Annotated in this window: 23 protein-coding genes and 1 pseudogene; 4 read left to right on the top strand and 20 right to left on the bottom strand. The window is 34.4% G+C overall.

Annotation, left to right across the window (positions count from 1 at the left end; genetic code table 11):
• Positions 1-11: 11 nt before the first annotated feature.
• The 12 genes and pseudogenes from hypF to VB264_RS09220 all read right to left on the bottom strand — a co-directional run bounded on the left by hypF (position 12) and on the right by VB264_RS09220 (position 11,736).
• Positions 12-2,366 (bottom strand): carbamoyltransferase HypF, encoded by a 2,355-nt coding sequence (hypF, locus tag VB264_RS09275; RefSeq protein ID WP_323248728.1) that lies wholly within the window; start codon positions 2,364-2,366, stop codon positions 12-14.
• A gap of 6 nt (positions 2,367-2,372) precedes the next feature.
• On the bottom strand, positions 2,373-3,077 hold the full coding sequence (gene hypB / locus VB264_RS09270) for a hydrogenase nickel incorporation protein HypB (RefSeq protein ID WP_323248726.1): 705 nt from the start codon (positions 3,075-3,077) through the stop codon (positions 2,373-2,375).
• Between the two features lie 12 nt (positions 3,078-3,089).
• A complete protein-coding gene (locus VB264_RS09265) occupies positions 3,090-3,473 on the bottom strand; it encodes a hydrogenase maturation nickel metallochaperone HypA/HybF (protein ID WP_323248724.1) in 384 nt (127 codons plus the stop codon).
• A 96-nt stretch (positions 3,474-3,569) separates the two neighbouring features.
• Positions 3,570-5,063: a hypothetical protein gene (locus VB264_RS09260; protein ID WP_323248722.1), complete on the bottom strand. Its 1,494-nt coding sequence runs from the start codon at positions 5,061-5,063 to the stop codon at positions 3,570-3,572.
• Positions 5,064-5,264: 201 nt separating this feature from the next.
• Complete coding sequence (locus tag VB264_RS09255; RefSeq protein ID WP_323248720.1) at positions 5,265-5,567, bottom strand: hypothetical protein; 303 nt, start codon at positions 5,565-5,567, stop codon at positions 5,265-5,267.
• Between the two features lie 40 nt (positions 5,568-5,607).
• Entirely contained in the window at positions 5,608-6,075 is a 468-nt protein-coding gene (locus VB264_RS09250; protein ID WP_323248718.1) for a hydrogenase maturation protease, read from the bottom strand.
• Positions 6,076-6,204: 129 nt separating this feature from the next.
• Complete coding sequence (locus VB264_RS09245; RefSeq protein ID WP_323248716.1) at positions 6,205-7,800, bottom strand: nickel-dependent hydrogenase large subunit; 1,596 nt, start codon at positions 7,798-7,800, stop codon at positions 6,205-6,207.
• A gap of 50 nt (positions 7,801-7,850) precedes the next feature.
• Positions 7,851-8,834, bottom strand: a complete 984-nt coding sequence (locus tag VB264_RS09240) for an NADH-quinone oxidoreductase subunit B family protein (RefSeq protein WP_323248715.1) — start codon at positions 8,832-8,834, stop codon at positions 7,851-7,853.
• Positions 8,835-9,007: 173 nt separating this feature from the next.
• Positions 9,008-9,628, bottom strand: a complete 621-nt coding sequence (locus VB264_RS09235; protein WP_323248713.1) for a TetR/AcrR family transcriptional regulator — start codon at positions 9,626-9,628, stop codon at positions 9,008-9,010.
• Between the two features lie 8 nt (positions 9,629-9,636).
• Positions 9,637-9,996 carry a hypothetical protein gene (locus VB264_RS09230; RefSeq protein WP_323248711.1) on the bottom strand — a complete coding sequence of 120 codons (360 nt, stop codon included), beginning with the start codon at positions 9,994-9,996 and terminating at the stop codon, positions 9,637-9,639.
• 99 nt (positions 9,997-10,095) lie between these two features.
• Positions 10,096-10,734: a TetR/AcrR family transcriptional regulator gene (locus VB264_RS09225; protein ID WP_323248709.1), complete on the bottom strand. Its 639-nt coding sequence runs from the start codon at positions 10,732-10,734 to the stop codon at positions 10,096-10,098.
• 164 nt (positions 10,735-10,898) lie between these two features.
• A pseudogene (locus VB264_RS09220) lies at positions 10,899-11,736 on the bottom strand (transposase).
• A gap of 467 nt (positions 11,737-12,203) precedes the next feature.
• On the opposite strand from VB264_RS09220, the gene VB264_RS09215 reads away from it, so the two are divergent.
• The 4 genes from VB264_RS09215 to VB264_RS09200 all read left to right on the top strand — a co-directional run bounded on the left by VB264_RS09215 (position 12,204) and on the right by VB264_RS09200 (position 15,240).
• Positions 12,204-13,502, top strand: coding sequence for an ATP-binding protein (locus VB264_RS09215; protein ID WP_323248707.1), 1,299 nt, complete (start codon positions 12,204-12,206; stop codon positions 13,500-13,502).
• 214 nt (positions 13,503-13,716) lie between these two features.
• Positions 13,717-13,920, top strand: coding sequence for a helix-turn-helix domain-containing protein (locus VB264_RS09210; RefSeq protein WP_309917604.1), 204 nt, complete (start codon positions 13,717-13,719; stop codon positions 13,918-13,920).
• The gene (locus VB264_RS09205; protein ID WP_323248705.1) at positions 13,917-14,240 is read left to right on the top strand and encodes a HipA N-terminal domain-containing protein; all 324 of its coding nucleotides are present in this window, start codon (positions 13,917-13,919) and stop codon (positions 14,238-14,240) included. The genes VB264_RS09210 and VB264_RS09205 overlap by 4 nt, the downstream gene beginning before the upstream one ends.
• Complete coding sequence (locus tag VB264_RS09200; protein WP_323248703.1) at positions 14,233-15,240, top strand: type II toxin-antitoxin system HipA family toxin; 1,008 nt, start codon at positions 14,233-14,235, stop codon at positions 15,238-15,240. The genes VB264_RS09205 and VB264_RS09200 overlap by 8 nt, the downstream gene beginning before the upstream one ends.
• A gap of 65 nt (positions 15,241-15,305) precedes the next feature.
• Here the strand turns inward: VB264_RS09200 and VB264_RS09195 are convergent, their stop codons facing one another.
• From VB264_RS09195 to VB264_RS09160, 8 genes are all read right to left on the bottom strand, one after another.
• On the bottom strand, positions 15,306-15,665 hold the full coding sequence (locus tag VB264_RS09195) for a hypothetical protein (protein ID WP_323248701.1): 360 nt from the start codon (positions 15,663-15,665) through the stop codon (positions 15,306-15,308).
• A gap of 285 nt (positions 15,666-15,950) precedes the next feature.
• Positions 15,951-17,063, bottom strand: coding sequence for a sensor histidine kinase (locus VB264_RS09190; protein WP_323248699.1), 1,113 nt, complete (start codon positions 17,061-17,063; stop codon positions 15,951-15,953).
• Positions 17,064-17,197: 134 nt separating this feature from the next.
• Positions 17,198-17,980, bottom strand: coding sequence for a LytR/AlgR family response regulator transcription factor (locus tag VB264_RS09185; protein WP_323248697.1), 783 nt, complete (start codon positions 17,978-17,980; stop codon positions 17,198-17,200).
• 90 nt (positions 17,981-18,070) lie between these two features.
• Positions 18,071-18,793 carry an HlyD family efflux transporter periplasmic adaptor subunit gene (locus VB264_RS09180; protein ID WP_309917619.1) on the bottom strand — a complete coding sequence of 241 codons (723 nt, stop codon included), beginning with the start codon at positions 18,791-18,793 and terminating at the stop codon, positions 18,071-18,073.
• 32 nt (positions 18,794-18,825) lie between these two features.
• A complete protein-coding gene (locus VB264_RS09175; protein WP_323248694.1) occupies positions 18,826-21,144 on the bottom strand; it encodes a peptidase domain-containing ABC transporter in 2,319 nt (772 codons plus the stop codon).
• A 13-nt stretch (positions 21,145-21,157) separates the two neighbouring features.
• Positions 21,158-22,360, bottom strand: coding sequence for a radical SAM protein (locus tag VB264_RS09170; RefSeq protein WP_323248692.1), 1,203 nt, complete (start codon positions 22,358-22,360; stop codon positions 21,158-21,160).
• A gap of 27 nt (positions 22,361-22,387) precedes the next feature.
• On the bottom strand, positions 22,388-22,570 hold the full coding sequence (locus tag VB264_RS09165; RefSeq protein ID WP_323248690.1) for a hypothetical protein: 183 nt from the start codon (positions 22,568-22,570) through the stop codon (positions 22,388-22,390).
• 30 nt (positions 22,571-22,600) lie between these two features.
• Positions 22,601-22,795, bottom strand: a complete 195-nt coding sequence (locus VB264_RS09160) for a hypothetical protein (protein ID WP_323248688.1) — start codon at positions 22,793-22,795, stop codon at positions 22,601-22,603.
• Between the last annotated feature and the right edge of the window lie 14 nt (positions 22,796-22,809).

Here is a 22,809-nt window from a genome sequence, read left to right as displayed (position 1 = left end):
TTTTAGTTAAGTTATAAATTTTTATACTTATTCATTCCTAAAACCATTTGGCCATAAGAGATATTTTCATCATTTGGTGAAAGTCTTTTATGGAAAAACAATTCAAATTTTTCAGCTAAATGATGGATTATTAAATCGACTAAAACAGCATTTTGAAACACACCACCACTGAATGCTATTTGTTTAGTATTCATTTTTTGGGCAATAATTTCTATACTTTTAATCAAGGAATAATGAAATTTTGCCGCTATAAATTCTTTACTTTTTTCTATTTGAATATCAATTAAAATACCCCTAATTATCAGTCTTGTGGGTACATCGTTAAAAGATTCGGATAGATAGCTTTCTGGGAAATCGTACCCATATTCTTGAAAATAATTTTCTGCTAATTCTTCCAACTGCATAGCTGCTTCTCCATCAAAAGTTTGTGTTTCGGATAAACCCAACAATGAAGCAACGCCATCAAAAATTCTTCCTACACTACTCGTTTTTAGGGAATTATTAGCAAGAATTTTCTGATAAATATTCCATTCTTGTGCTGTAAATTTTGATTTTGTAATTTCTTCAAATCCTGCTAAATAATACGTTAAAGAAAGAGCTGAAATCCGTGGTTCTCGGGGCATTTTATCGCCCAAAATGGCATCAAAGTATTCAAAATGAAATCGTTGATGATTGATAAAAAATTCCCCCCCCCACATATTCCCATCGGTTCCATAACCCGTTCCGTCCCAAATTACACCTAACACTCTTTCTTTATTTTCTATTAAACCATTTTCAGCCAAAACCGCAGTGAAATGAGCTTCGTGGTGCTGAATTTTTTGTAAAGGAATTTTATTTTTTTTAACCAATATATTCGCCAATTGCGTTGAAAAATAACCCTCGTGCGAATCACAAAATATCATTATGTTTTCTAATGAAAAATTAAATATGTCAATAAAATGATTCAGATTTTTCTCAAAATTCTCTTGAGTTTCATAACTTTCTAAATCGCCTAAATACTGACTAACATACAGATTTTCACCTATTAGCACAGTAAATGTACTTTTTAAAGATGCTCCAAAACTTATAAATATTTTTTCACTTTTTTTTTCTGTATTCAGATTTAATAATTCTCCTCTACTTCTACGGATCATAATTTTTTGACCGTATTTCTTGGTAAATCTAACTACCGAATCATCTTGTGGTACAACAATTTTTCTATCATTCGTAACAATAAAATCTGCTATTTGAGCTAAATCAACCAACGCTTTATCGTCTTCAAAAACAATTGGATTTCCGCTTATATTTCCACTGGTTGCCACTAATGGCTTACCAAAATTACTTGCAATAATTTCAAGTAATGGCGAATATGGCAACATTACCCCAAGATGGGTCAAATTCGTATTAATGGTTTTTGCAACTTGCTCAAATTCCTTTTTCCTCTTTTTTAATAGTACAATTGGGGCAACTTCGCTTTGTAATTCTCTCGCTTCAAAATCACTCACAAATGTATCTTCTTGGAGCATTCTGAGATTGGGATACAACACGGCAAAAGGTTTTGTGGGGCGATGTTTTCTTGCTCGAAGTATCTGGATTGTTGTTTCATTAGTGGCGTCACAAATTAATAAATACCCACCAATTCCTTTCACAGCCAATATTCTTCCTGATACTAACATGCGATTTATTCGACTCAATATCCAACGATAATCATTTAATTCTGTGCTTTTTACAACATTTCCATCTGCTATTATATGCCATTTTAACTGAGGCCCACATGTAGGACAAGCAATGGTTTGCGCGTAAAATCTGCTGTCGGTTGGGCTGCTATATTCTCTCTCGCAGGCTTCGCACATAACAAATCCTTGCATGGTTGTATGTAGGCGATCATAAGGTAATTTAGTAATGATTGAATATCTAGGTCCACAATGTGTACAAGTAATAAAAGGGTAATGAAATCGTCTGTTTTGTGGGTCATGCAATTCTGTAAGACACTCATGGCACATCGCAAAATCGGGAGTCAGCAACAAAGAAATCTTTTCAGTTGAATAGCTTTCTATAATTTCAAAACAATTAAAATTTTGATAATCAATTATTTGAATATTAGAATCTATTATTTTTGATAACTTTGGGGCATCCGATAATATTCGTTCATAAAAACTTTTAGCCGTTTCTTTACTGCCATTAAACCATATTTTCACCCCTTGCGAGCTATTATTTATTTGTCCCTTAATGCCAAATTGATTAGCCATTTGGTAAACAAAAGGGCGAAAACCAACTCCCTGAACCAGTCCATACAAGGAAATCAGAAATGTATTTTGGGCTGTGGAATGTGCAGCATCAGCTTGAAGATTTATATCAATATGTTCTTCAAAATTTGGATTATTCATCTCGATTTATACCTCTACCAAATGCCTTTGCTTTTCGGTAACTTTATTCATTAACCATTCGCACCATTCGTCCATTCCATCTCCTTTTAAGCTTGAAATTGTCATAACTTCAAGGTCAGGATTTACTTCTCGTGCATCTATGCTCACCGCTTCAACTGAGAATGGAACATAAGGTAAAAGATCTGATTTTGAAACGATTAATAATTCACTAGTCAGAAACATTCGAGGATACTTTTTGGGTTTATCGTCTCCTTCGGTACTCGCTAAGACCGTCACTCTAATGTCTTCACCCAAATCAAAAGCAGCTGGGCAAACTAAATTTCCAACATTTTCAATGAATAATAAATCAACGTCTTTGAGGTCGATATGATCAAGCGCTTGAAGAATCATTTGGGCTTCAATATGGCACATTCCACCCGTTACAATTTGCAATGCATTTATCCCTACTTCACGCATACGAATGGCATCACGTTCAGTTTCTGGATCGCCTACCAGCACTGCCATGTTTAGTTTCCCTTTCAGTCGTTTACCCGTTTCCTGCATCAAGGTAGTTTTGCCACTGCCTGGCGAAGAGCATACATTTATCACAAGTATATCGGGCAAACGTTCCCGAATAACTTTTGCCACAAAGTCATTGACTTTCAGTAAGTTCATTGTGGTATTATCGCATTGAATTGAGCCAACTGCGGCTTGATTTGATTTTGGTTTCATAATTTTTACCCTTCATTTAATATTGTTTTCGACATCGTCAAATTCCACACTGCTGATTAATAATTCCTCTCCTTGAATTACATTTCGGCTTGGTTTCCCACAAGGGCATACAAACCGATATTTTTCAACTTCACTGGTTTTACCACAATCATCACAATGAATCAAAATAGGTAAAACTATCACATTTAAGCACATTTGATTATACTGAGGCTCATCTTCAATCACCACTTTAAACGCATTTTGCATGAGGATGGGTTGTACATTCGACAACAAACCGACGGTCAAATTTATTGTCCTTATCCTTGGAATATCCTTAGGAAATTCCTCTTCCAAGGTTCTAAAAATATTTCTGACCAATGAAATTTCGTGCATTTTTATTCTTGAAATTAATAACATCCAATTTATTATTTTTAATCTTATAAAAACAATAAAAGCTTATAATTAGAAAATATTTTCTAATTATAAGCTTTTATTGTGTAAATCGAACCCTTATTACAGTAAAATTGACAATTCCTTCAATTTTACTACATGAGAATCTGCTTCTGCCAAAAGTTTTTCATCATCAACCAAATTTTTAATTTCTTCGGCTTTATTCATCATATCATCAAATAGTTTTTTTTGTTCATCTGGGTCTTCTTCATAAACATGCCAACTAGCTTCCAAATAGTTGAGTAACGTTAGCGTTCGCTCGTATGGATACTCGTAGGCGGTTCTAACTAAAAGTGCTTCATTATAAAATACTAATGCTTTTCGGTAATTATCCGTAAGTTTTGCTTCGGGATATTTTGTTAGGGCATTGGCATAATGATTACAAATTGTGGCATATTCATAAGGATGCGACTGTATTGTGAAGTATGAAAGTGCTTGTTTGAAAGAGCTAACCGATACCGCCGCCCAGATACTTTTCTTTTTGACTTCATCAGGAATCTCGCTATAAATTATACCTAAATGATGTTGAATTTCAGCAAAAACCTCTGGCGTAGATTCTTGGGTGAAAGTTTTTAGGGCTTCTTGATAGGCTTCCATCGCACCTTTATAAAATTGTATGCTTCCGTTTTGAGCCCACGTAAATAGCAAAACTCCTTTTCTGAAATGGGCATTTGCTTCTAATTCCTTAATGTCTTCATCTCTAAAAATTTTAATTGCCCGATTGATATACCCCAGCGATTCTGCGAAACTATCTGTAAAATTGGCAACTTGAGCAGCATCAATTAACAATAGACCTGTCTGTAAAATTCGCCCTTGACTTTCATAATATTGAAGGACTTCCCAGATTGTAGTTTTGGTTTTTTCTAATAAATGATAATTGTAGGGAACTGTCAATTGTTGCAACCAAATTCCGTATAAAACTGCTTTTAATTCAGCTTGAATACTTGTCTCTTCAACATCCTTTAAACAATTTACTAAAATAGCTTCGGCTTCAATCAGCATATCATTATCCAGCAAAAACGATGCATATTGTTTTCCTGTAAATGCCTTATAATCAGCATTTGGAGCATTCTCAAGAGCTTTTTCATAAGCGATTTTGGTTTGATGTCCACCCACAATTTTTTCAGTGTTACCATAATGCAAAATTATCGCCCGATTATGCCAAAGACGATAGTAATCAAATGTGCCAAAATTATTAACTGGCTCATTTGGAATCTGTACCAAAACGCCCGACTGCAAGCGATTGATAAAATCAATATCGTCAGATAAATGTTTGTCTCCTGAACTATATTCATATACCTTTTCCCAATTTCCTAACTTCAAAAATACTAAGGTCAATAAGTTTGACACATTGAAACTTAGAGGGTTTGGTAATAGGATTGGGGGAATTTCATTCGACCAATCCAAAGCTTGTTTTATCTCATTTTCATCAATAAAAAAATCGAAACAATCGCCTTCAAGTGGCTGAATTTCAATTAGTTCATTTAATCGATATTCACTATTAATAATATTTTGTATTTCAGAAATTCTTTCTGATTTTGAGAAAATTTTTAGCATTTATTGTTCGGGAAGGAGTTTTTGTGAGAGAAGCTGTTTAAACTTTCCGTTTCTAAGGTGAAAGTATTGTATTTTTGAATTGATTTTTTCAAAATTTGCGAAGCATAGCATCGCTACGTTGAGTAAATTTTGGAACAAGCTATTCTAAAAGACTTAGTTTAACCCGAAACGGAAAGTTTAAACAGCTTCAGAGAAATATATTTATAAATTTATGGAAATAATACCCGAATTCTTGATTTCAAAGTCCAATTCTCGGTCAGAATCATCAAGGTTGTTATCAATTAAAATGGCTCTGATAAAAAGCGATTTATCGCCTTTCAAATTTTTGTCTTTCAGCGTTTGCCAATCCGTTTTATGAAGTTTTTCAAAAAATAATTTTGATTTTCCAGCAATTAAAAGTGTGTTTCTTTCATTATAGAATACCCAATTTATTTGAACTTCCTTTTCTAAAACCTCCTGTACAACTTCTGAAGGAATGATAATATGTCCGTTTTGCAGCTTCAAAGCCTCTGACCCACAGTAGGGTAATTTTAAAATGTTATACCTAATTTATTTCTTCCAAAATATACTGAACTACCTTATCTCCTGCCTTTCTAACCACCTCCGAAAGTTCAATTTCAATTCGAGTATTATCAACGGCAATAAGATAAACGGTTATATCTTTAGGATAATCTTCACGCATAATTTTTTTGGCATAATTCAATGCTTGGTCCCATTTTATACTGTGCAAAAATACCATTGGGTCATCAACAATAACGGCTTCAATTTCTTCGGCAGGTACTTTATAAAGCGTTCCAACAGGTTCGCCTGTATTAATTACAGCATCTACAATGATGATTTTGTTATGCCCCAATAGCTTAAAAAGTACCTCAAAAGCTCCAGTACCCATATCAAAAAGGCTGATTGAATTGGATTCTATTCCTTTTTTTTGTAATTGTTCAATCACATAACAACCCACGGCGTCATCTGAACGTACAGGATTTCCGAACCCCAGAATGGCAGTTTTTATCATTTTTGTTGGTACTTTTTTTAAGTGAATAAAAATAGGTTATTGAATAAGTAAATGTTGGTTTTAAAAGCAAAATTGAAGCTTTCAAAAAACAAAACTTTTCAATAACCTTAAAATCCATTAGTTATAAAATCATAGTTTGAATTTTGCTAATTCTTTACCACTTTTTTGGTCGTGTGCGTGGACGGTACAAACCAAACAAGAGTCGAACGAGCGAGCTACCATGCCAACTTCTACGGGGTCGTGTGGGTCTTCAATTTCTGTTCCTTCCAAAGCCGCCTCAATTGGCCCCGCATTACCTTTATCATCGTTTGGTCCAACATTCCAAGTGGTCGGAGCCATTACTTGATAATTTTTGATAACACCATTTTCAATTTCGATCCAATGAGCCAAAGCCCCACGAGCCGCCTCTGTTGCTCCAAAGCCTTTGCCGTCTTTCTCTTCTGGCTTGATATAAAATTCACCATTCAAGTCAATTTGATGCAACCACTCGTCAATTTGAGTAAATAAACGTGCTACTTCGTGTACACGTGCCAACGTACGAGTGAATACGCTTGGTCCCATTTTGGCATAAATATCACCAAAAAGAGGGTCATAAACCTGATGTGGAAGTAAATTGTCAGGATTTGCATTCATCAAAACCCTTGAAAGTGGTCCTGCTTCTGCGGCATAATCCATGTATCTAGGAGCTTTTGACCACGAATATTTTCCGCCAAAATCTGTGCCTGCTAAGGGTTGAGATTGCATCGGTGTTGGCATTGGTTCATTCCAAGGGTGTGCCGCCACAACATCCTGATACCAAGCATGTTTTACGTGTTCTTTGATTTTTAAATGATCAAATTCTGAATAGTTTTTACCATCAAAAAAACCTGAACGACTAATTAAAGCGGCATTTCTACCTTCAATTGTTGGTTTTTGATAATGGTCCTTATGTAAATATGTACCTGTGGCAATAAATTTGCCAACGCCTTGTCCGAATTTATGAAGACCAAATTCTATTCCAGCACGGATGAACAACCCTAAATCTGAATTACGCTGTGATTCATTTTCATCTACCCAAGCCAATAAATCATCATAAGTTTTGATTTCCATATAACGCTCAATGGAACACCCCAACCAGATTGTCTCAAGCCAGTCTTTCCGAAATTGATTCATAATAGCATAGGCCTTAGTGATGTCTTTTAGCGTTGGAGCACACATTACACCGCCTGGAACCATGTAGGAAGAATGAGGCCATTGTCCGCCAAAAATAGCATAAACTTCAACTGGACGACCTGAGGCTACCACCCCTTTTTGAAATGATGTTCCGACATAAGCGGCAAAACGACGAACGACTTCATCGTAAAGTGGCTTATTGGCAAATTTTTTATTTGCCATATCAGTTGCAAATATTGCATAAAACCAACGAGGAATAGATTGAATTGTTTCCGTAGCCTGTCCGATGGCACGCAATAAAAGTGCATTTGGCGGTAATGTTGTCCCCCAGGCTGTATCCAAAGCAGAGGATGCACAGTATAAATGAGAACCACCACATATTCCACAAATTCGAGGCGTAACGATAAGACCAGATTGTGGGTCTTTGCCTTCCATAATTTTTTCAAAACCCCTGAACATTGCGGCTTGGGTATGAGCTCTAGTTACTACACCATCTTCCATATACACCTTTACGTCAAGGTCACCTTCAACGCGGCCAACGGGTGATATATTTAATTCTTTCTTGATTGCCATTTTTATAATATTTTGTAAACCAGTGAGTTAATATAAAAAAACACCAATTATTATTTTGATCCTTCAGAATGAGATTTTTCAACACCACCAACAACTTCCAGTGCGTGCATCGTTTTTTCAAAACCAGCTCTCATATAATAACCTAATTTTGAATTTCCAGATGGGACTTCCTTCGGTAAAATTCCCAGATATTTCATTGTTTTGAAAACACTACCTTTCACTAAATCATTATGAGGAAAACCTGGTTCTGTACAACCCAGACATGGATGATTGGCACGTGTTTTAGACGAATGTCTATTCCAAAGAATTTTATTACAACTTGCACGGGTCATTGGTCCTCTACATCCAACTTCATAAAAGAGACATCCATTGCCTCTTTTTCCAAAACCACCATCCACCTTGTTGGCAAAATTGACAACGTTAGTACATCCAGTCTGAACAAAATCAGTAAAGAACGTTTTTGGGCGATGATATTCATCAATCAAAACATCTCCTATTCTACCAGTGGCAATGGCTACTAAAATTTGGGTAATCCAGTCTGGATGAGCCGGGCAACCTGGAATATTAATTACCGGTAAACCGCCTTTTGAAACGTAATTTGAGCCTAAAAATCCCCCTTTTTCCTTTTTTAAAAACTGCATTCCAGTTGATTCTGAAGGATTTGGTGCTACGGCGGGTATTCCTCCCCAAGTAGCACAATCACCGATGGCAACTACGTATCCACAAACTTCTGAAAGTTCCTTAACCCAATCTTGCATCGGACGGTCACAAAAGTAGTTCATCGTTCCAGTGCCGTGAGGTCCTTGAATGATGCTTCCTTCATATACCAAAATGTCGCATTGGACTTTTCCAGCAACAATTTCATTAAGTAAATGAGTAACTTGTTCTCCGATTTCGAGACCAATTGAAGGATGCCAAAGAATGTTTACACCAAAATCGGTGACCAAATCAATGACTGTGGGTTCTTCGGCATTCAAGAATGACATAGTGTTGCCACTACACGCACCTCCTTGAAGCCACAATACGTTTGCCATACGGGTAAGATTTAATATGCTTTAATTGTAAAATTTCAATAAAATATATTGATTATGCAATTTTAGAAAATAATTTCTAATTTAGAAATTATTTTCTAAATATTTTTCAATTAAGTCTATCATTTTAAATCAATCGCCTATTTCATGGCTAAAAACCAAATAGATAGTGAGATTTAGTAGGAAAAGATGGGTAAAATAACATGATTAAATTCTGATAATCCAGCGTCGGTGAAGTAAGGACGAAATTGATTCCAAACGGAATATTTATACTGAATTTCATTAGTTAAAATTCCACGCATACGGCATTTTTGGATATAGAAAATCAGATTAATCCAGATATTTTCAGCCACTTGTTGGTATAAACCAGAAGTAAGTTCCGGTTTAAAATCTTGGTTAAGTACCAAGTAATCAATACGACTTTTAATTTGAATCAACATTTTGGTAATATATGATTGCCAAATTTGTTGATGTTCCGTAGGATTGTTATTGGTCTTAAAAAAATCAGCCATATAGAATTGATATTTGTTAAAAAAGTCATAGTACAAGCTTAACTGATTATCAAAAGTTATCATTTCGGCTGAAATAGAATAGGTACTCAACACTGTTGAAAATTCTTCAAAGATTAGCTCATAAACTGATTCTACGATGGCATCTTTGTTTTTAAAATGATATGCTAAATTTCCAACGCTGATTCCTGATTCTTCTGCAATTTGTTGCAATCGAACCGCATCAACTCCATTTTGATTAAAAAGCAAAACGGAAGCATTTAGTATTTTTTTTTTTGTACTCGTCATAATAAAAACTAATTTTTACACAAATCTAATTGCTCAATATTTACATATAAGGTGCCTCTTTGGTCTTTTGCAGCCAATCTACGCATAAAATGTGCTTTTTGAGCGGCTCTCTTTGGACAAGGATGTGATATAATAAAGCGCCTAATGAATTTTAATGGATTATGTATAGAGGCAAACACTAAATCAACCGCCCACTCACCTTTACTTTTATGAATATCGTCAATGACGGCGGTGTCAGATAACCACAAATCATCAAAGTATAGTCTAAAATCACTTGAATTCCCTTTCCGTTCTGCAAAGAATAGGCTATTAATCCCTATCATGAGTTGAGTGTACGCTATATTATCTATTTTAAATGAATGTTTCATAAAAAAACAAGGAAAAATATTTACTCTTTAGAACTAAATTAGAAAATATTTTCCAATTTTAATATGAAAACTACATTTAATTTCTATATCAACATAAAACTATCCCCAATTATCAAAAGGCAAAGAATTCAATTGTTGGAATTCATTTTTACCAGTTGACGTGAAATACGGTGATAATAATCCCCAAATGTCATTTTTAAAAAGCTGTACATTTATTTCTGCAATTTCTGTACCTTTCAATCGTTCAAAATTCATCCAATTTTCCAAAAATAATATATAACGATTTGCTAATAATAGTGATGAATCTGGCAGATTCGGTTCAAATAAAGCTCCACGTGCAATATTAAACTTTACTAAAAGTTCTAATTGCATCGTTTGCCATTCTACTTGTTTGCGGTATTTTTTCTTTATTGCAGGATATGCACGTATCAATTCTAGAGAATCTGTATAGAAGAAACTGTATTTCTTTTGTAGTTGAAAAGTGTTCTCAACATGGTGATTAATGTTAATGAAAAGTGGAATCATACTCAAATCGGCCAATAATTGTTTTTGTTCTTGTGCCAATTCTTCATACAGTTTTTCTATAATTTCCTCTTTAGTTTTAAAATGATATGCTAAGTTGCCAATGCTCATGCCTACCTCGTCGGCAATGTGTTGAAATCTAACGCTTACAAAGCCAAAACGATTGAAAAGATATAAAGAGGTAATAAGAATATTTTCTTTTTTTGTAATCTTCATCTCCATTTATTTATACATTCGAGTACCATATTCATTTTGTCGGGGTTATCAAAATGAAATCGTGTTAGTCTATTGAGACCCAATTTAAATCATTATTACCAATTTTGAACGTGATACTTTCATAACAATTTGCCTCAAATGTACGGTTTACAACTAATTTATAGTTATAGCAGTCTTTTAATTTTCTTAATTGCCATGATAATAAAGGCGATAAAATTAAATCCCATCCAACTTGAAAGCGTTGTATCAAATCCATTTAATAAAGACCTGTAACTATCTATTCATGCGTTTGTTCTTTCAATAAAATACCTCTCTTTATAGAGTTCTTCATCAATGATGCGAGACCAATTATCGTCTGTAGCGTTTCTTTATTAGGAGCAATATTGGCGATAATTTGTTTTTGATGACATAGCTGGTGTAAGCTTTCCGCATCAAATCGTATCGGCGAACCGCCCTGCGTCGGCATTCATAAATAGTCCATCAACTGAAATAGTAGCATCCTCTAACATCGTGGTAAGTTCTTCAAAATTTTGCTCAATGTTAAATAAATCATTGTGATTACCTGAAACTGCGTTGACATAGCCAATACAAGTCATTGTTTATCAATCAAGTAAAGAGCATTAGTTGTTTTACGTTTCTTTCTGCCTTGATAAGCAACTTCTTTGCCACCTCGAATACATGAAGAATGACTCCCATCTAAATTTACCATTGAAAGGTCGAAAGAAGACTTATACTTTTTCAAAAGTTCAATCCAACATTTTTCCAAATACCTTCCTTGCACCAACGACGAGAATGTCCGAAAACAGTTTTATAGTGAAGAACATGAGTACTGAATAAACTATCGACAGGTAATAAATGCCATTGAATCCCAGTCTTGAGTTTGTAAAGAATACAGTTAATGATTTCACAAGTCGGAGCCTGTGGCTTAAACCCTCGTTTTCTTACAGGTAAATGACAAATTATTTCTGATTCTATTATATCTTTGCTCAGTACGTAGTACATAAAAAAGTTGCTTTGGTATGGTTCGAAAAACAAATATCAGCAACCTTTTTTATTTTAAGCAATAATAGCAAAAAGTCAAGATGACTTCATCTTATTAAATCCTTTCAACTTCATAATTACGATGGGAATGTTTTTATAGAAGGCTAGAACTCTAATCTCATGAAAATATTAAAACGTATATATTATACCGTATATATGCACTTTATGGTTTTTTATACATTAAACTTTTTAAATAGCAGACTAGTCTTGTGCAAAACGCAAATTTTCTAGTCAATAATGAGAAAGTTACCAATATCGTAATTACTAAAATTATATTTTTAGACAGTACTGGACAATACGGCGCTACTATTTATTTTGCCGAATAATGGTTATTATTTTATTTGTTTGATTTAAAATAATAACCATTATATTAAATATATTCTTATATCTTTGTAAGAAAAATTGAGTGCAGAGATAAAGACGAATGTATGTTTAGAGAAAAGATAAATGAATTAGCCAATTGGAAAATAAAGCCATCAAGAAAACCCCTTATGCTGAATGGAGCAAGACAAGTCGGAAAGTCTTGGTTGGTTCAAAAATTTGGAGAATCGTATTTTACAGGAAAAGTAATTACCCTCAATTTTGAAAAAAGACGAGATTTACACATCATTTTCAAGCATAATTTTGATGTAAACAGAATACTTTTAGAACTTGAATTTGCGCTTGGTATCAAGATAGATATTGCGAATGACCTGCTTTTTTTTGATGAAATTCAGGCTTGTGCGGATGCATTGGGTAGTTTGAGGTATTTTTATGAAGATAAAAAAGAATTACATCTTATTGCGGCTGGTTCACTATTAGACTTTGAATTTAGGAATCAGCCTTTCCCCGTAGGGCGGGTAGATGTGATGAGTCTAACACCCATGACTTTTTATGAGTTTTTGTTGGCTCGGAAAAAAGACTCAATCGCTAACATTCTTAATGGCATACCTACTATTTTGCCAGAGGTTGTAACAGGTATTTTGAATGAAGAAATCAATAATTATTTCGTCGTTGGTGGAATGCCCGAATGTGTACAAAGCTTTGTGAATAATCAGAACTTTAACGATGTCCAAGAAATTCAAGATAATTTGTTATACGCTTACGAGCAGGATTTCAAGAAGTATAAGCCCACCGTAGATGGAGATGCGCTGAATGATATTTTAGAAAAAAGTGCTTCCCTAATAAGCAATCAGATTATCTATACACATTTATCTGACCGTTTTTCAAGCCCTACCATCAAAAAAGGCGTAGAAGTATTACGAACTGCTCGTTTATTAAATGCCGTTCAAAATGTATCTATTGCTGGTCTACCGCTTAGTCCGTCTGGCAAACAATTCAAATTATTTCATCTTGACATTGGTTTATTATTGCAAAAAAGTAAGCTGTCTTTTCAAGATATTTACTTGAAAAAGAACCTCACTGCTGCTTTTAATGGCATGTTGGCAGAACAATTTGTGGCACAACAAATGATTGCTACGCAAAAAGAAGAACTCGCTTATTGGGCAAGAACCAGTCCAGGAAGTAGTGCTGAAGTAGATTTTGTCATTGTAAGAGATGGCAAAATAATCCCGATAGAAGTAAAGTCTGGAAGAAGTGGTTCTTTAAAAAGCTTACATTATTTACTAGAACATCATCCTCATATTTCACAAGCCATCATTTTTTCAAACGCTCCATTTGGTATTCAGGAAAAATTATACTTTATACCTATTTACTGGGCAGGGAAAGTACAATTTCCCTTAGTTTAAAAGTGTTTGAGAAACTATTATTCGCTCTATGAGCATTGACATTTTGAGCATAGTCCTTGACTGTTTTTAATTGTAGTGGATGGTTAGTGTGTCTCAATAGATGAAGGGGAAACGCAATTAATCTTTTTTCATAAAATGCATTTAAATGCACATTTTACATATTTTTAAAAATAATATTGTATGTTTATATGGATAAACGCATTATGATGCACAAATGGATAAGCAAACTTTAGGAGAACAAATAAAAAACAGGCGTAAAGTATTAAAGATACGCCAAGAAGACTTAGCAGAAATATCGGCCGTTGCTTTGCGAACAATTGTATCAATTGAACGCGGAGAAGGAAATCCATCTTTAGAAACATTGCTGAAATTAGCAGAAGTATTAGGGATGGAATTACAACTGAATGTAAAACTATGAGAAAGGCAAAAGTTTATTTTAAAGGAACTCCTGCGGGAATTTTAGCAGAAGATAAAAACGGATTTGTATTTAGATATGAGGATGATTACTTCCTACATTCGACGTTCAGACCGATAAGTATGACTATGCCCAAAAGCCAACAAGTGTATCACCATCCTACTCTTTTTCCAGTTTTTTATAATATGCTCCCTGAAGGAGCAAACAAAGAAACACTTTGCCGTTTATTAAAGATTGATGAAAATGATTTTTTTGGATTATTACTTGCCACCGCTCAATATGATACTATAGGAGCTATAACCGTTATTCCTATTTATGAATAATTTAGATTTAAAATATTGCCCCTCTACCCTCAAAGAAGGATTTGAATCCTTTTCTCCGTTGGCTTTACTACGCCTTTTTAATGGTAAAAAAATAAGTCATTATCTACCCTTTTCTTTAAATTCACCAGCCGAAAGTACCTTTAAAATTCAACGAATTTCTATTTCGGGGGTTCAGGAAAAAGTATCTCTCTTGTTAGATAAGCATAAGCTTCGCTTGGTTGAAGTTAGTGAGCATGGACAGTATATTTTAAAACCAATTCCTAGTAGTCGTTTTAAAGCTGTTGAAGAAATTCCAGCGAATGAACACCTGACAATGCAAATAGCCAGACAGGTTTACAAAATAGAAACAGCAGAAAACACAATGATGTTTTTCCCTGATAATCAACCTGCTTATCTGACCAAACGTTTTGATTATCATTCGGATACTACTAAATTGATAGTAGAAGATTTTGCCACGTTAGCTGGAAAATCAAGTATTAAAGGTGGAAGCTCAATGAAATATGAGGGTAGTTATGAAGATATGGCAATGCTCGTGAAAAAATATGTAGTGGCTTACTCAATTGAGATGGAAAAGCTTTTCCGCTTAGTATTATTCAATTACCTGTTTTCTAACGGGGATGCTCACTTGAAGAATTTTTCATTGATAGAAAGCCTCAATGGAGATATGATTCTAGCTCCAGCCTATGATTTGCTTTGTACTCGTTTACATGTGAATGATGACGATATGGCAACAGCCGACGGTTTATTCTCGGATGATTTTGAGACAGAATCTTTTAAAGCAAATGCCTTTTATACTTATGACGATTTCATGTGTTTCAGTAGTAAAATTGGGATAAATGAAAAGCGAGCTAAGCAAATCATCACTTTTTTTCAAAAAGATTATCTGCTTATTCATCAGCTCATTAAACATTCGTTTCTTTCAGAAGAGAGTAAAATAGTTTACACTAATTTATATTTTGATAAATTAAGGCGCTTAAACTATCTGTATTCAAAGCACTAAAAATTAACACAATCATTCTAATATTCAAGGATATTTATATTATTTATGGATAGTTGTGATAATTATCAGTCATATTTCATAGAATATTTCATGATAGCACTAACAACTAATTCAAAAGTTAGTGGGCGAATGATATATTCTATAATGGATGGCGTTAACGTTTTTTCAAAATTTGGCAAGGCCTTCGGAGATGAAATAACAATTGTATTATTAGAAAAAGCTAATTTTTCTAATAACACAATCATCTCTTGAGGTGGACTTTCAACACTAATAAATAATAAATCCACAGGCTTTTCATGCAGGAGTTTCTCTACATCATCAAATGAACCAGACCATTCTCTTTTTAGGAAGGTTATTCTGTCAAGATAGTCTATTAATTGGTTTTCTAAAATTGTATTTTCGTATAGGATTCCGTAGCTGTCCATTCTGTAATTAAAATTTAAAAGAGTAAATTTTCTATCATCTTGTCACGATAGTAATAGTAGTACTTCCTGACTTAAAGTGTAAATTAATATTTGAATAATGGTTATTATTAAGGTTAGATACAGTTTTTTTTGCAAGATTTAGTTTTGAATTTTTCATAGTTTTTGCTGTTTGAAAGGTTATATATTTAATGATGACACTAAATAACACAAAACCTCAAAAGCAATGAAAAAAATTAGAGCAACTATGGACTTGCTTAGATAAAGTAGGTATTAAAGGAAGACAAACTAGACCAATTCAAGTTGTAGCTCGACAAAAAAAGTTTGTTTTTTGTTTTCTATTAATAACTTATACTTATCTGGGTAAAGTAATTCTAGCCTTTTTTTGACATTAAACAACCCTATTCCACCTTGCACCTCTTCATGCATGATATGAGCAGGTTTGCTATTTTCAACAGAAAGAATGACGGTTGTTTTTTTCATCCTAAAATCAATTTTTACCCAAGACGCCTTCCCAGTATTACTCACCCCGTGTTTGAACGCATTTTCTACAAAAGAAATAAAAATCAGTGGGGGAACTTGATAATTACCAAAATCATCATCCATCGTAAGTGTGATATTCACCCTACTCTGAAAACGAATCCGCTCTAGTTCAGTGTACTGTTGAATAAATTCTACCTCACGCTTTAAAGATACTTTTTCACTCTCTGTTTCATAAAGTGTATAACGCATTAGTCCCGACAATCTTACTATAATATTGGCAGCGGTCTCATCCTTTTCAACGATAAGAGAGTATATGCTATTGAGTACATTAAAAAGGAAATGAGGATTAACCTGCGATTTTAAGAAGTTCAGTTCAAGATTGAGGTTGTCACGCTGTAAAGAAATCGTTTTGTTACGAGAAGCAATAATTATTTTGACGAATTTTACAATCAGCGGGGGAAGAATCGGTAATGTTTCATTGTATATATGGATAAAAAATAATTTAGAGAAAAGAATTGATCCCATTAATCCGCCTTCATTAATCATGTTGGCATATCGCTTATAATAAAGTGAAGTCTCAAAATTATTACTGACGGTCTCAAACATGTAATAAGAAATTACCGAGTCTAGAAAGAACATAATGCCTATTCCTATCAAAAAAAGAACCCATCTATTCCCTTTCATGACAAGCGGGAGCAATAGATAGGCAATTATATAATAAGCAAACATTGATTTAACAACCAAGAAAACAGTATGTACTAAGGCCGCTTTAGGATATTCCCATCCAGCAAGATTAAAGCCAAAACTAGAGAGAATAAGGGCAGTAACAACCCAAAATATTACATGAGTCCAGATACGTGCCGAGGGGGAATAGAGTGAAAAATATATTTTTGCGTTGTCTAAAAAACTTTTATTCATCTTGTATAATGGATATAAAATAAACAAGTCGATTTCGTCAATACAAGTTGAGAAAAATAATCTTCTGGCTTGTATTAATAAAATCGACCGTCAAATGTTTTCTTGATAAATACCAAGTTATCATAAACCTTCTACTAAATCAAGGTTTTGCTTTTAAAGTATTCTTTCAGGCTCTCCCGATAGCTACTACCAATATCTAACTTCCTATCGTTAGACATTTCAATCATGTTGCCTTCAATACTTTTCATGGCTGCTAAGGAAATGATAAAAGAACGATTGATGCGTAAAAATTTTGATTTAGGTAATAATTGTTCAATACGGGTCATCGTCATGTATATGACGATAAACTTTGTTTTGGTATGTATCTTCAGATAATCCTTCATCCCTTCAATGAAAATAATTTCATGGGGATAAATTTTCACGAGCTTTTTGTCTTGCTTTACTAAAAGATATGTTTCTTCTTCAGACTCCTCTTTGTTAATGTCTTTACCTTCCAAAGAAACAGTGGCTTCTTTAGGCTCAGTAGCAACAGGGGCATTGTTTTTATTATCAATCATCCGTTGCTGAATCTTATTGATTGCCTTTAGGAATCTATCAAATGGAAAAGGTTTTAATAAGAAATCAGCCACATCGTGTTCGTAACCTTCTATAGCATGATAAGAGTAAGCAGTAGTAATAATAATCTGTGGACGAGTATTGGTAAGTGATTTTAAAAATTCTAGTCCAGTCATTTCTGGCATATTAATATCTAAAAAAATAATATCTGGTTTTTTTTCATTAATCATCACAAGTGCATCCATTGCTGTAAAACACTTTCCCACACATTGTAAATATGGAATTCTATTTACAAATTTTTCAATGAGTTCTTGTGCTAAGAGCTCGTCATCAACAATTAAACAGGTTAATAAATTTTGCATAACTATTTATATAATAATAATCAAATATAGAAATATTAGGTGTTAAATGCAAAAAATACTTTATTAATTGAGAATACGTGTGCCATCTTGCTATCTATTAAAATTTCCTCCAGTAAAACGACTTAATAAACTTTTTTCATCTAGCATCACTTCTGCTGTTCCGATCAGGTAATATTGAAGCGGAATTTTTTTCCCATTGGTAGTATTCATCCCGTTCGTTAGTTCAACAGATGCTCTATAATTGTTATCAATAGCATACGGCACTACGGCGGTTATCTTCCCTTCTAAATAGCCAAATTCATTAACAGGATAGGGGTCTAGTTTTATTTGTACTCGTTGCCCTACTTTAATCTGTCCAACGCCTTTTATGGGTAATGACAATTGTACACGATAACTAGACATTGCAGGCGTTACTATGATAGTTGATTTATTAGGGTTATTGTCAGTAGCCCTTAGTATAATCACGCGCCCTGCTACAGTAGATACTTCATAAAATTTTTCATTGGTCTGTACATTATTTTCAATGAACAATGTATCACCTTTTTTAACAATCTGAGAATCAACGACCGTCAATTTATACTCCAATGGTGGCGTTGCCATCCATGATACTTTTTTAGGTTGTATCGTTGTTGTTATCAGAGCGTTTGCCTGAGCAACATCTGGATAACTAACCCAATATGACGTAAGGATGAATACAAACAGGATTGAGAATAAGACAGTAATACCCCATCTAACAATCCAATGTGGAACAAGCCCGATAATTTCTTGGATCTCTTCGCTCCTGAGTTCGAAACTGCTACTTTGCTCTGGCATGGTTAATTAATAGTTTATGATAAATATTATTGCTATGCTGTTTCTAAGTCTAATTGATTTTTGACTAACTCATAATAATACCCCTTTTGTGAGGCTAGCTCTACATGAGTACCCTTTTCTCTGATTTCGCCATTTTCCATGACAATTATCTGGTCAGCATTTTTTACGGTACTTAGTCTATGAGCAATTACGACGACGGTTCTACCATGAAAGAATTTTTCTAGGTTCTCCATGATAATATTTTCATTGTTGGCATCTAAAGCACTGGTAGCTTCATCAAAAAATAGGTAAGTGGGGTTCTTATAAACAGCTCTAGCAATGAAAATACGTTGTTTTTGCCCGCCACTAAGCCCAGAACCTGTGCTACCAATTTTGGTGGTAAACCCTAAAGGAAGTTTGCGTAAATAGTCTTGAATATTGGCCACCCTGACGGCATTTATCAATTTCTTCTCGTCAATTTTTTCCCCATCTACCGCAATGTTTCGAGTGATAGTATCTGAAAAAATATAGCCATCTTGCATAACCGTCCCGCATTTTTTTCTCCATTCACGTGCAGACAAATCGTTCAAATCGTTACCATTAACCAAGATTTTACCATTATTAGGTGGGTAAAATTTCAATAATAACTTCAATAGCGTAGTTTTTCCACTACCACTTGCGCCAACGATGGCAGTTACTTTTCCTGCGGGAATATGTAAATTAAGGTTTTTGAGAATCAATGGACTTTGCGAACTACCATATCTGAATGAAACATCTTCAAGGGTTATTCCTTTTCGGGCGTTAATCATTCCATTTAAAATTTTGCCTTCGCTAATTTCTTCTATAAAATACGTTTGATCTTCATAACTATCATCTAGTTCGCTTGAAAACACCTTACCCATTAATTGCTCTTCGTCGGCCTCTTCATCTGGGCGATTATGGATTTCTGCCAATCGGTCCAAACTTATTTGGGCATCCTGAACACTTCTCATAAATTTAATAATCTGCGTAAGGGGTGCATTCAACTGCCCGATGATATAAGAAATACTAAGCATTACCCCTAGAGTAATATGGTTATTCATCACTTCTGATGCCACCATATACGAGATAATGATATTTTTGAGCTGGGTCAGAAACGTTGAACCTACTTCTTGATACTGTTCAAGAGATAAGCTTTTGATATTGATTTTGAACAGTTTAGCTTGTATTCTCTCCCATTCCCACCTACGTGCTTTTTCGCAGTTATTCAATTTAATTTCCTGCATACCCGTAATCAATTCATAGATACTATTCTGATTTTCTCTTAAACTCTGAAAGCGTTTATAGTCCAAGTCTTTGCGTTTTTCTAAAAAAAGGACTACCCAAATGATTGAAGCAATACTCCCAGCCGCAAAGACAGTTAATATAGAGGTACTATAAATCCCTAATATTATCGAGAAAATAATGAGGTTGATAAACGAGAATAACGTCTGAAGGGTTGAACCCGTGAGGAAAGATTCTATCCTATGGTGGTCATTAATCCGCTGAGAAATATCTCCCGTATTTTTTGATTCAAAATAACTAATGGGTAATCGCATTAGTTTTAATAAAAAATTGGAAATAATAGACACACTCATCCTTGCATTGATGTGTAACAAAATCCAATTTCGAATCATATCAACCGCCATACCGCCTAGAAAGAGAAGCAGTTGGGAGATTAATATTAGTTTTATAAATTGATGATTTTGTCGCTGAATACCGTAATCTACCATACTTTGTGTCAAGAATGGGAAAATCATTGACAGTAAACTGCCGAACAGCATTCCAAGGATAATTTGAACCAAGTATTTTTTATAGGGAGTCATGTATTGAAACAGGAACTTGAATCCCATCGACTCCTTTTGTTTTTCCTCAGCAGTTTCGTAGAATTGGTTGGTCGGTTCTAATAGTAAGCTCACTCCTTTATTGTCGGAGGTACTCACCCACGATTTCATAAAGTTTTCCTTATCAAGCCATACTAAGCCATGGGCAGGGTCTCCTAATAAAATCCTATCCGAATTATTTTTAGAAAAGGGTAATTTAAAATTAGGCCGTTTCATATCGTAAAGTACCACGAAATGCTCTTGATTCCAGTGAAGGATACAAGGCTTGGGTACTTCGTCAAACAATTGCTCGTAAGAAAGTTTAGCTCCGAGGGTTTTGAATCCAATTTTTTCGGCTGCCTCACTAATTCCTAACAGACTCACTCCTTGGCGTGTAATAAAAGAGTTAGCTCTCAGGAAATCAAGCGGATAATCAACACCATAATAAGCTGATATCATCTTGAGGCAAGTAGGTCCGCAGTCCATATAGTCGAGCTGACGATAAAATTTATATTTGCTGCTGGCTATCATAAGTTCAAGTTTTTTAAATGTTATTATGCTTTAATTCTTCAAATGACAGATAAGTAAGCTCGCTCTCCTCTACTAATTCAATAGGCAGGTAATCAAGTACTTTGTTCTGAACATGAGTAATCAATTTCATTAAATCCAGACAGTATACTGAAGGATTATCAAAACCGTTATGTTTGCTATAGCGGTGAGCCACGAACCCTCCCCCACATACTTCCACAATCGGACAAGCTTGGCATTTTGAACATAAGTTGTCATGGCCATTGATATATCTTTGTGCAAGCTCATCTTCCAAAGATTCCTCTAACGTATGTGTATGAATGTTATAACCCTTTTTGGTAAAGCCATCACCACAAACTTTAAAAGAGCCTGTTACCTCAATAGAACCATCGGTTTCAATCGTTAAAAATTCTGCTTTTCTATTGCCAATGTATTCAAAGCCCTCATCAATACCAATGATGATTTTCACGAGTTGTTCAAAAAAGATAATCTGTGGTCCATTGGTATTATCAGTGAACCACAAATCAAAAAGAATAATCAACCAATCTGCATACAATGTCCTATCATTTATACCATCCTCGTAGCCCAGAGGAAGTTTTTCATAAGAGCAGTCAGGTAATAAAAAATCGATTAATTGAATCTTATATTCTTTCAAAAAATAAAAGAATTTTTCTGCATCAGCCTGAATATTGATGACCGATAAAACCCCAGGAATCTTCTGAAGATAAGCCGATTCAGAGGCAATCTTAAACCCTTGCATGACTGACCGAAATGAGCCATTTCCACTATGGTTTATTCTATATTTATCATGGCTCTCTTCATAACCATCAATGCTGATACCTATCTCAATTTTTAGTTCACTAAATACTTTGCACCATTCTTCAGACAACAATATTCCATTGGTTTGGATAGCAAAAAAAAGCTTAGTCTGGATAGGAAGCTTTTCTTTTGCTTGTGCTACAAAGTATTTATAAAACTCCTTTGAAATAAGCATAGGCTCGCCACCGTGAAATATAAATTCAAATGACTTTAAATTATTTGTTTCACAATGCAATCCGACTTGCTCAATAACTTTATCAACAGTATCAATACTCATGAATTTAGGTTGACTTTTGAAAGACTCATCTCCCACATTGTACATATAACAATAAGTACAATTTAGGTTGCAACGACTTGCAACCCTCATAATCAACACTTTGCAAATTGATTTATCTCTCATGGCTAACTGATACGTTAATGAAAATTACTATTCTGCTGGCGGAGCTGGTGGTGGTGGCTCTGTAGGATCTGGATTTTTACCTCCATATTGGCGAAAACCACCTAAAACATCCTCAGAAATAATCTGATTTTCTTCGGTATTAAAATGCTCCAATGCTTTCTTTTTAGCATCTTTTTCATCCTTTTTGATGAAGAATTTTTTCTTTGCCATGGTATGATGTTATTTAACTTGGTGAATAACTTATTTTAAATTATCGAGTAAGATTGCTGCTCTTCCCCAGTCGATATCCTTGGATTTATCATCGTACATGGGGGTATATTCTCGGTCTCCACCACGCACCTGTAGCGACATTTCATCGGTCAAGAACTCAATCGGTTCTGCATTTTTCGGTCTGTTAAGAATCTTCTCTATTAGGTTTCCAACTGTTTGTCTCATAATATTTCCTGTTT

This window comes from Arcicella aquatica (genome assembly GCF_034928825.1).
In the GTDB taxonomy this organism is placed as follows: domain Bacteria; phylum Bacteroidota; class Bacteroidia; order Cytophagales; family Spirosomataceae; genus Arcicella; species Arcicella aquatica.
This window is presented reverse-complemented; position numbering and strand designations above follow the sequence as displayed.

Bases quoted from the DNA above. Each gene is read 5' to 3' on its own strand.
- hypF (WP_323248728.1), bottom strand. From the start codon at position 2,366: ATGAATAATCCAAATTTTGAAGAACATATTGATATAAATCTTCAAGCT.
- hypB (WP_323248726.1), bottom strand. From the start codon at position 3,077: ATGAAACCAAAATCAAATCAAGCCGCAGTTGGCTCAATTCAATGCGAT.
- VB264_RS09265 (WP_323248724.1), bottom strand. From the start codon at position 3,473: ATGTTATTAATTTCAAGAATAAAAATGCACGAAATTTCATTGGTCAGA.
- VB264_RS09260 (WP_323248722.1), bottom strand. From the start codon at position 5,063: ATGCTAAAAATTTTCTCAAAATCAGAAAGAATTTCTGAAATACAAAAT.
- VB264_RS09250 (WP_323248718.1), bottom strand. From the start codon at position 6,075: ATGATAAAAACTGCCATTCTGGGGTTCGGAAATCCTGTACGTTCAGAT.
- VB264_RS09245 (WP_323248716.1), bottom strand. From the start codon at position 7,800: ATGGCAATCAAGAAAGAATTAAATATATCACCCGTTGGCCGCGTTGAA.
- VB264_RS09240 (WP_323248715.1), bottom strand. From the start codon at position 8,834: ATGGCAAACGTATTGTGGCTTCAAGGAGGTGCGTGTAGTGGCAACACT.
- VB264_RS09235 (WP_323248713.1), bottom strand. From the start codon at position 9,628: ATGACGAGTACAAAAAAAAAAATACTAAATGCTTCCGTTTTGCTTTTT.
- VB264_RS09230 (WP_323248711.1), bottom strand. From the start codon at position 9,996: ATGAAACATTCATTTAAAATAGATAATATAGCGTACACTCAACTCATG.
- VB264_RS09225 (WP_323248709.1), bottom strand. From the start codon at position 10,734: ATGAAGATTACAAAAAAAGAAAATATTCTTATTACCTCTTTATATCTT.
- VB264_RS09215 (WP_323248707.1), top strand. From the start codon at position 12,204: ATGTTTAGAGAAAAGATAAATGAATTAGCCAATTGGAAAATAAAGCCA.
- VB264_RS09210 (WP_309917604.1), top strand. From the start codon at position 13,717: ATGGATAAGCAAACTTTAGGAGAACAAATAAAAAACAGGCGTAAAGTA.
- VB264_RS09205 (WP_323248705.1), top strand. From the start codon at position 13,917: ATGAGAAAGGCAAAAGTTTATTTTAAAGGAACTCCTGCGGGAATTTTA.
- VB264_RS09200 (WP_323248703.1), top strand. From the start codon at position 14,233: ATGAATAATTTAGATTTAAAATATTGCCCCTCTACCCTCAAAGAAGGA.
- VB264_RS09195 (WP_323248701.1), bottom strand. From the start codon at position 15,665: ATGGACAGCTACGGAATCCTATACGAAAATACAATTTTAGAAAACCAA.
- VB264_RS09190 (WP_323248699.1), bottom strand. From the start codon at position 17,063: ATGAATAAAAGTTTTTTAGACAACGCAAAAATATATTTTTCACTCTAT.
- VB264_RS09185 (WP_323248697.1), bottom strand. From the start codon at position 17,980: ATGCAAAATTTATTAACCTGTTTAATTGTTGATGACGAGCTCTTAGCA.
- VB264_RS09180 (WP_309917619.1), bottom strand. From the start codon at position 18,793: ATGCCAGAGCAAAGTAGCAGTTTCGAACTCAGGAGCGAAGAGATCCAA.
- VB264_RS09175 (WP_323248694.1), bottom strand. From the start codon at position 21,144: ATGATAGCCAGCAGCAAATATAAATTTTATCGTCAGCTCGACTATATG.
- VB264_RS09170 (WP_323248692.1), bottom strand. From the start codon at position 22,360: ATGAGAGATAAATCAATTTGCAAAGTGTTGATTATGAGGGTTGCAAGT.
- VB264_RS09165 (WP_323248690.1), bottom strand. From the start codon at position 22,570: ATGGCAAAGAAAAAATTCTTCATCAAAAAGGATGAAAAAGATGCTAAA.
- VB264_RS09160 (WP_323248688.1), bottom strand. From the start codon at position 22,795: ATGAGACAAACAGTTGGAAACCTAATAGAGAAGATTCTTAACAGACCG.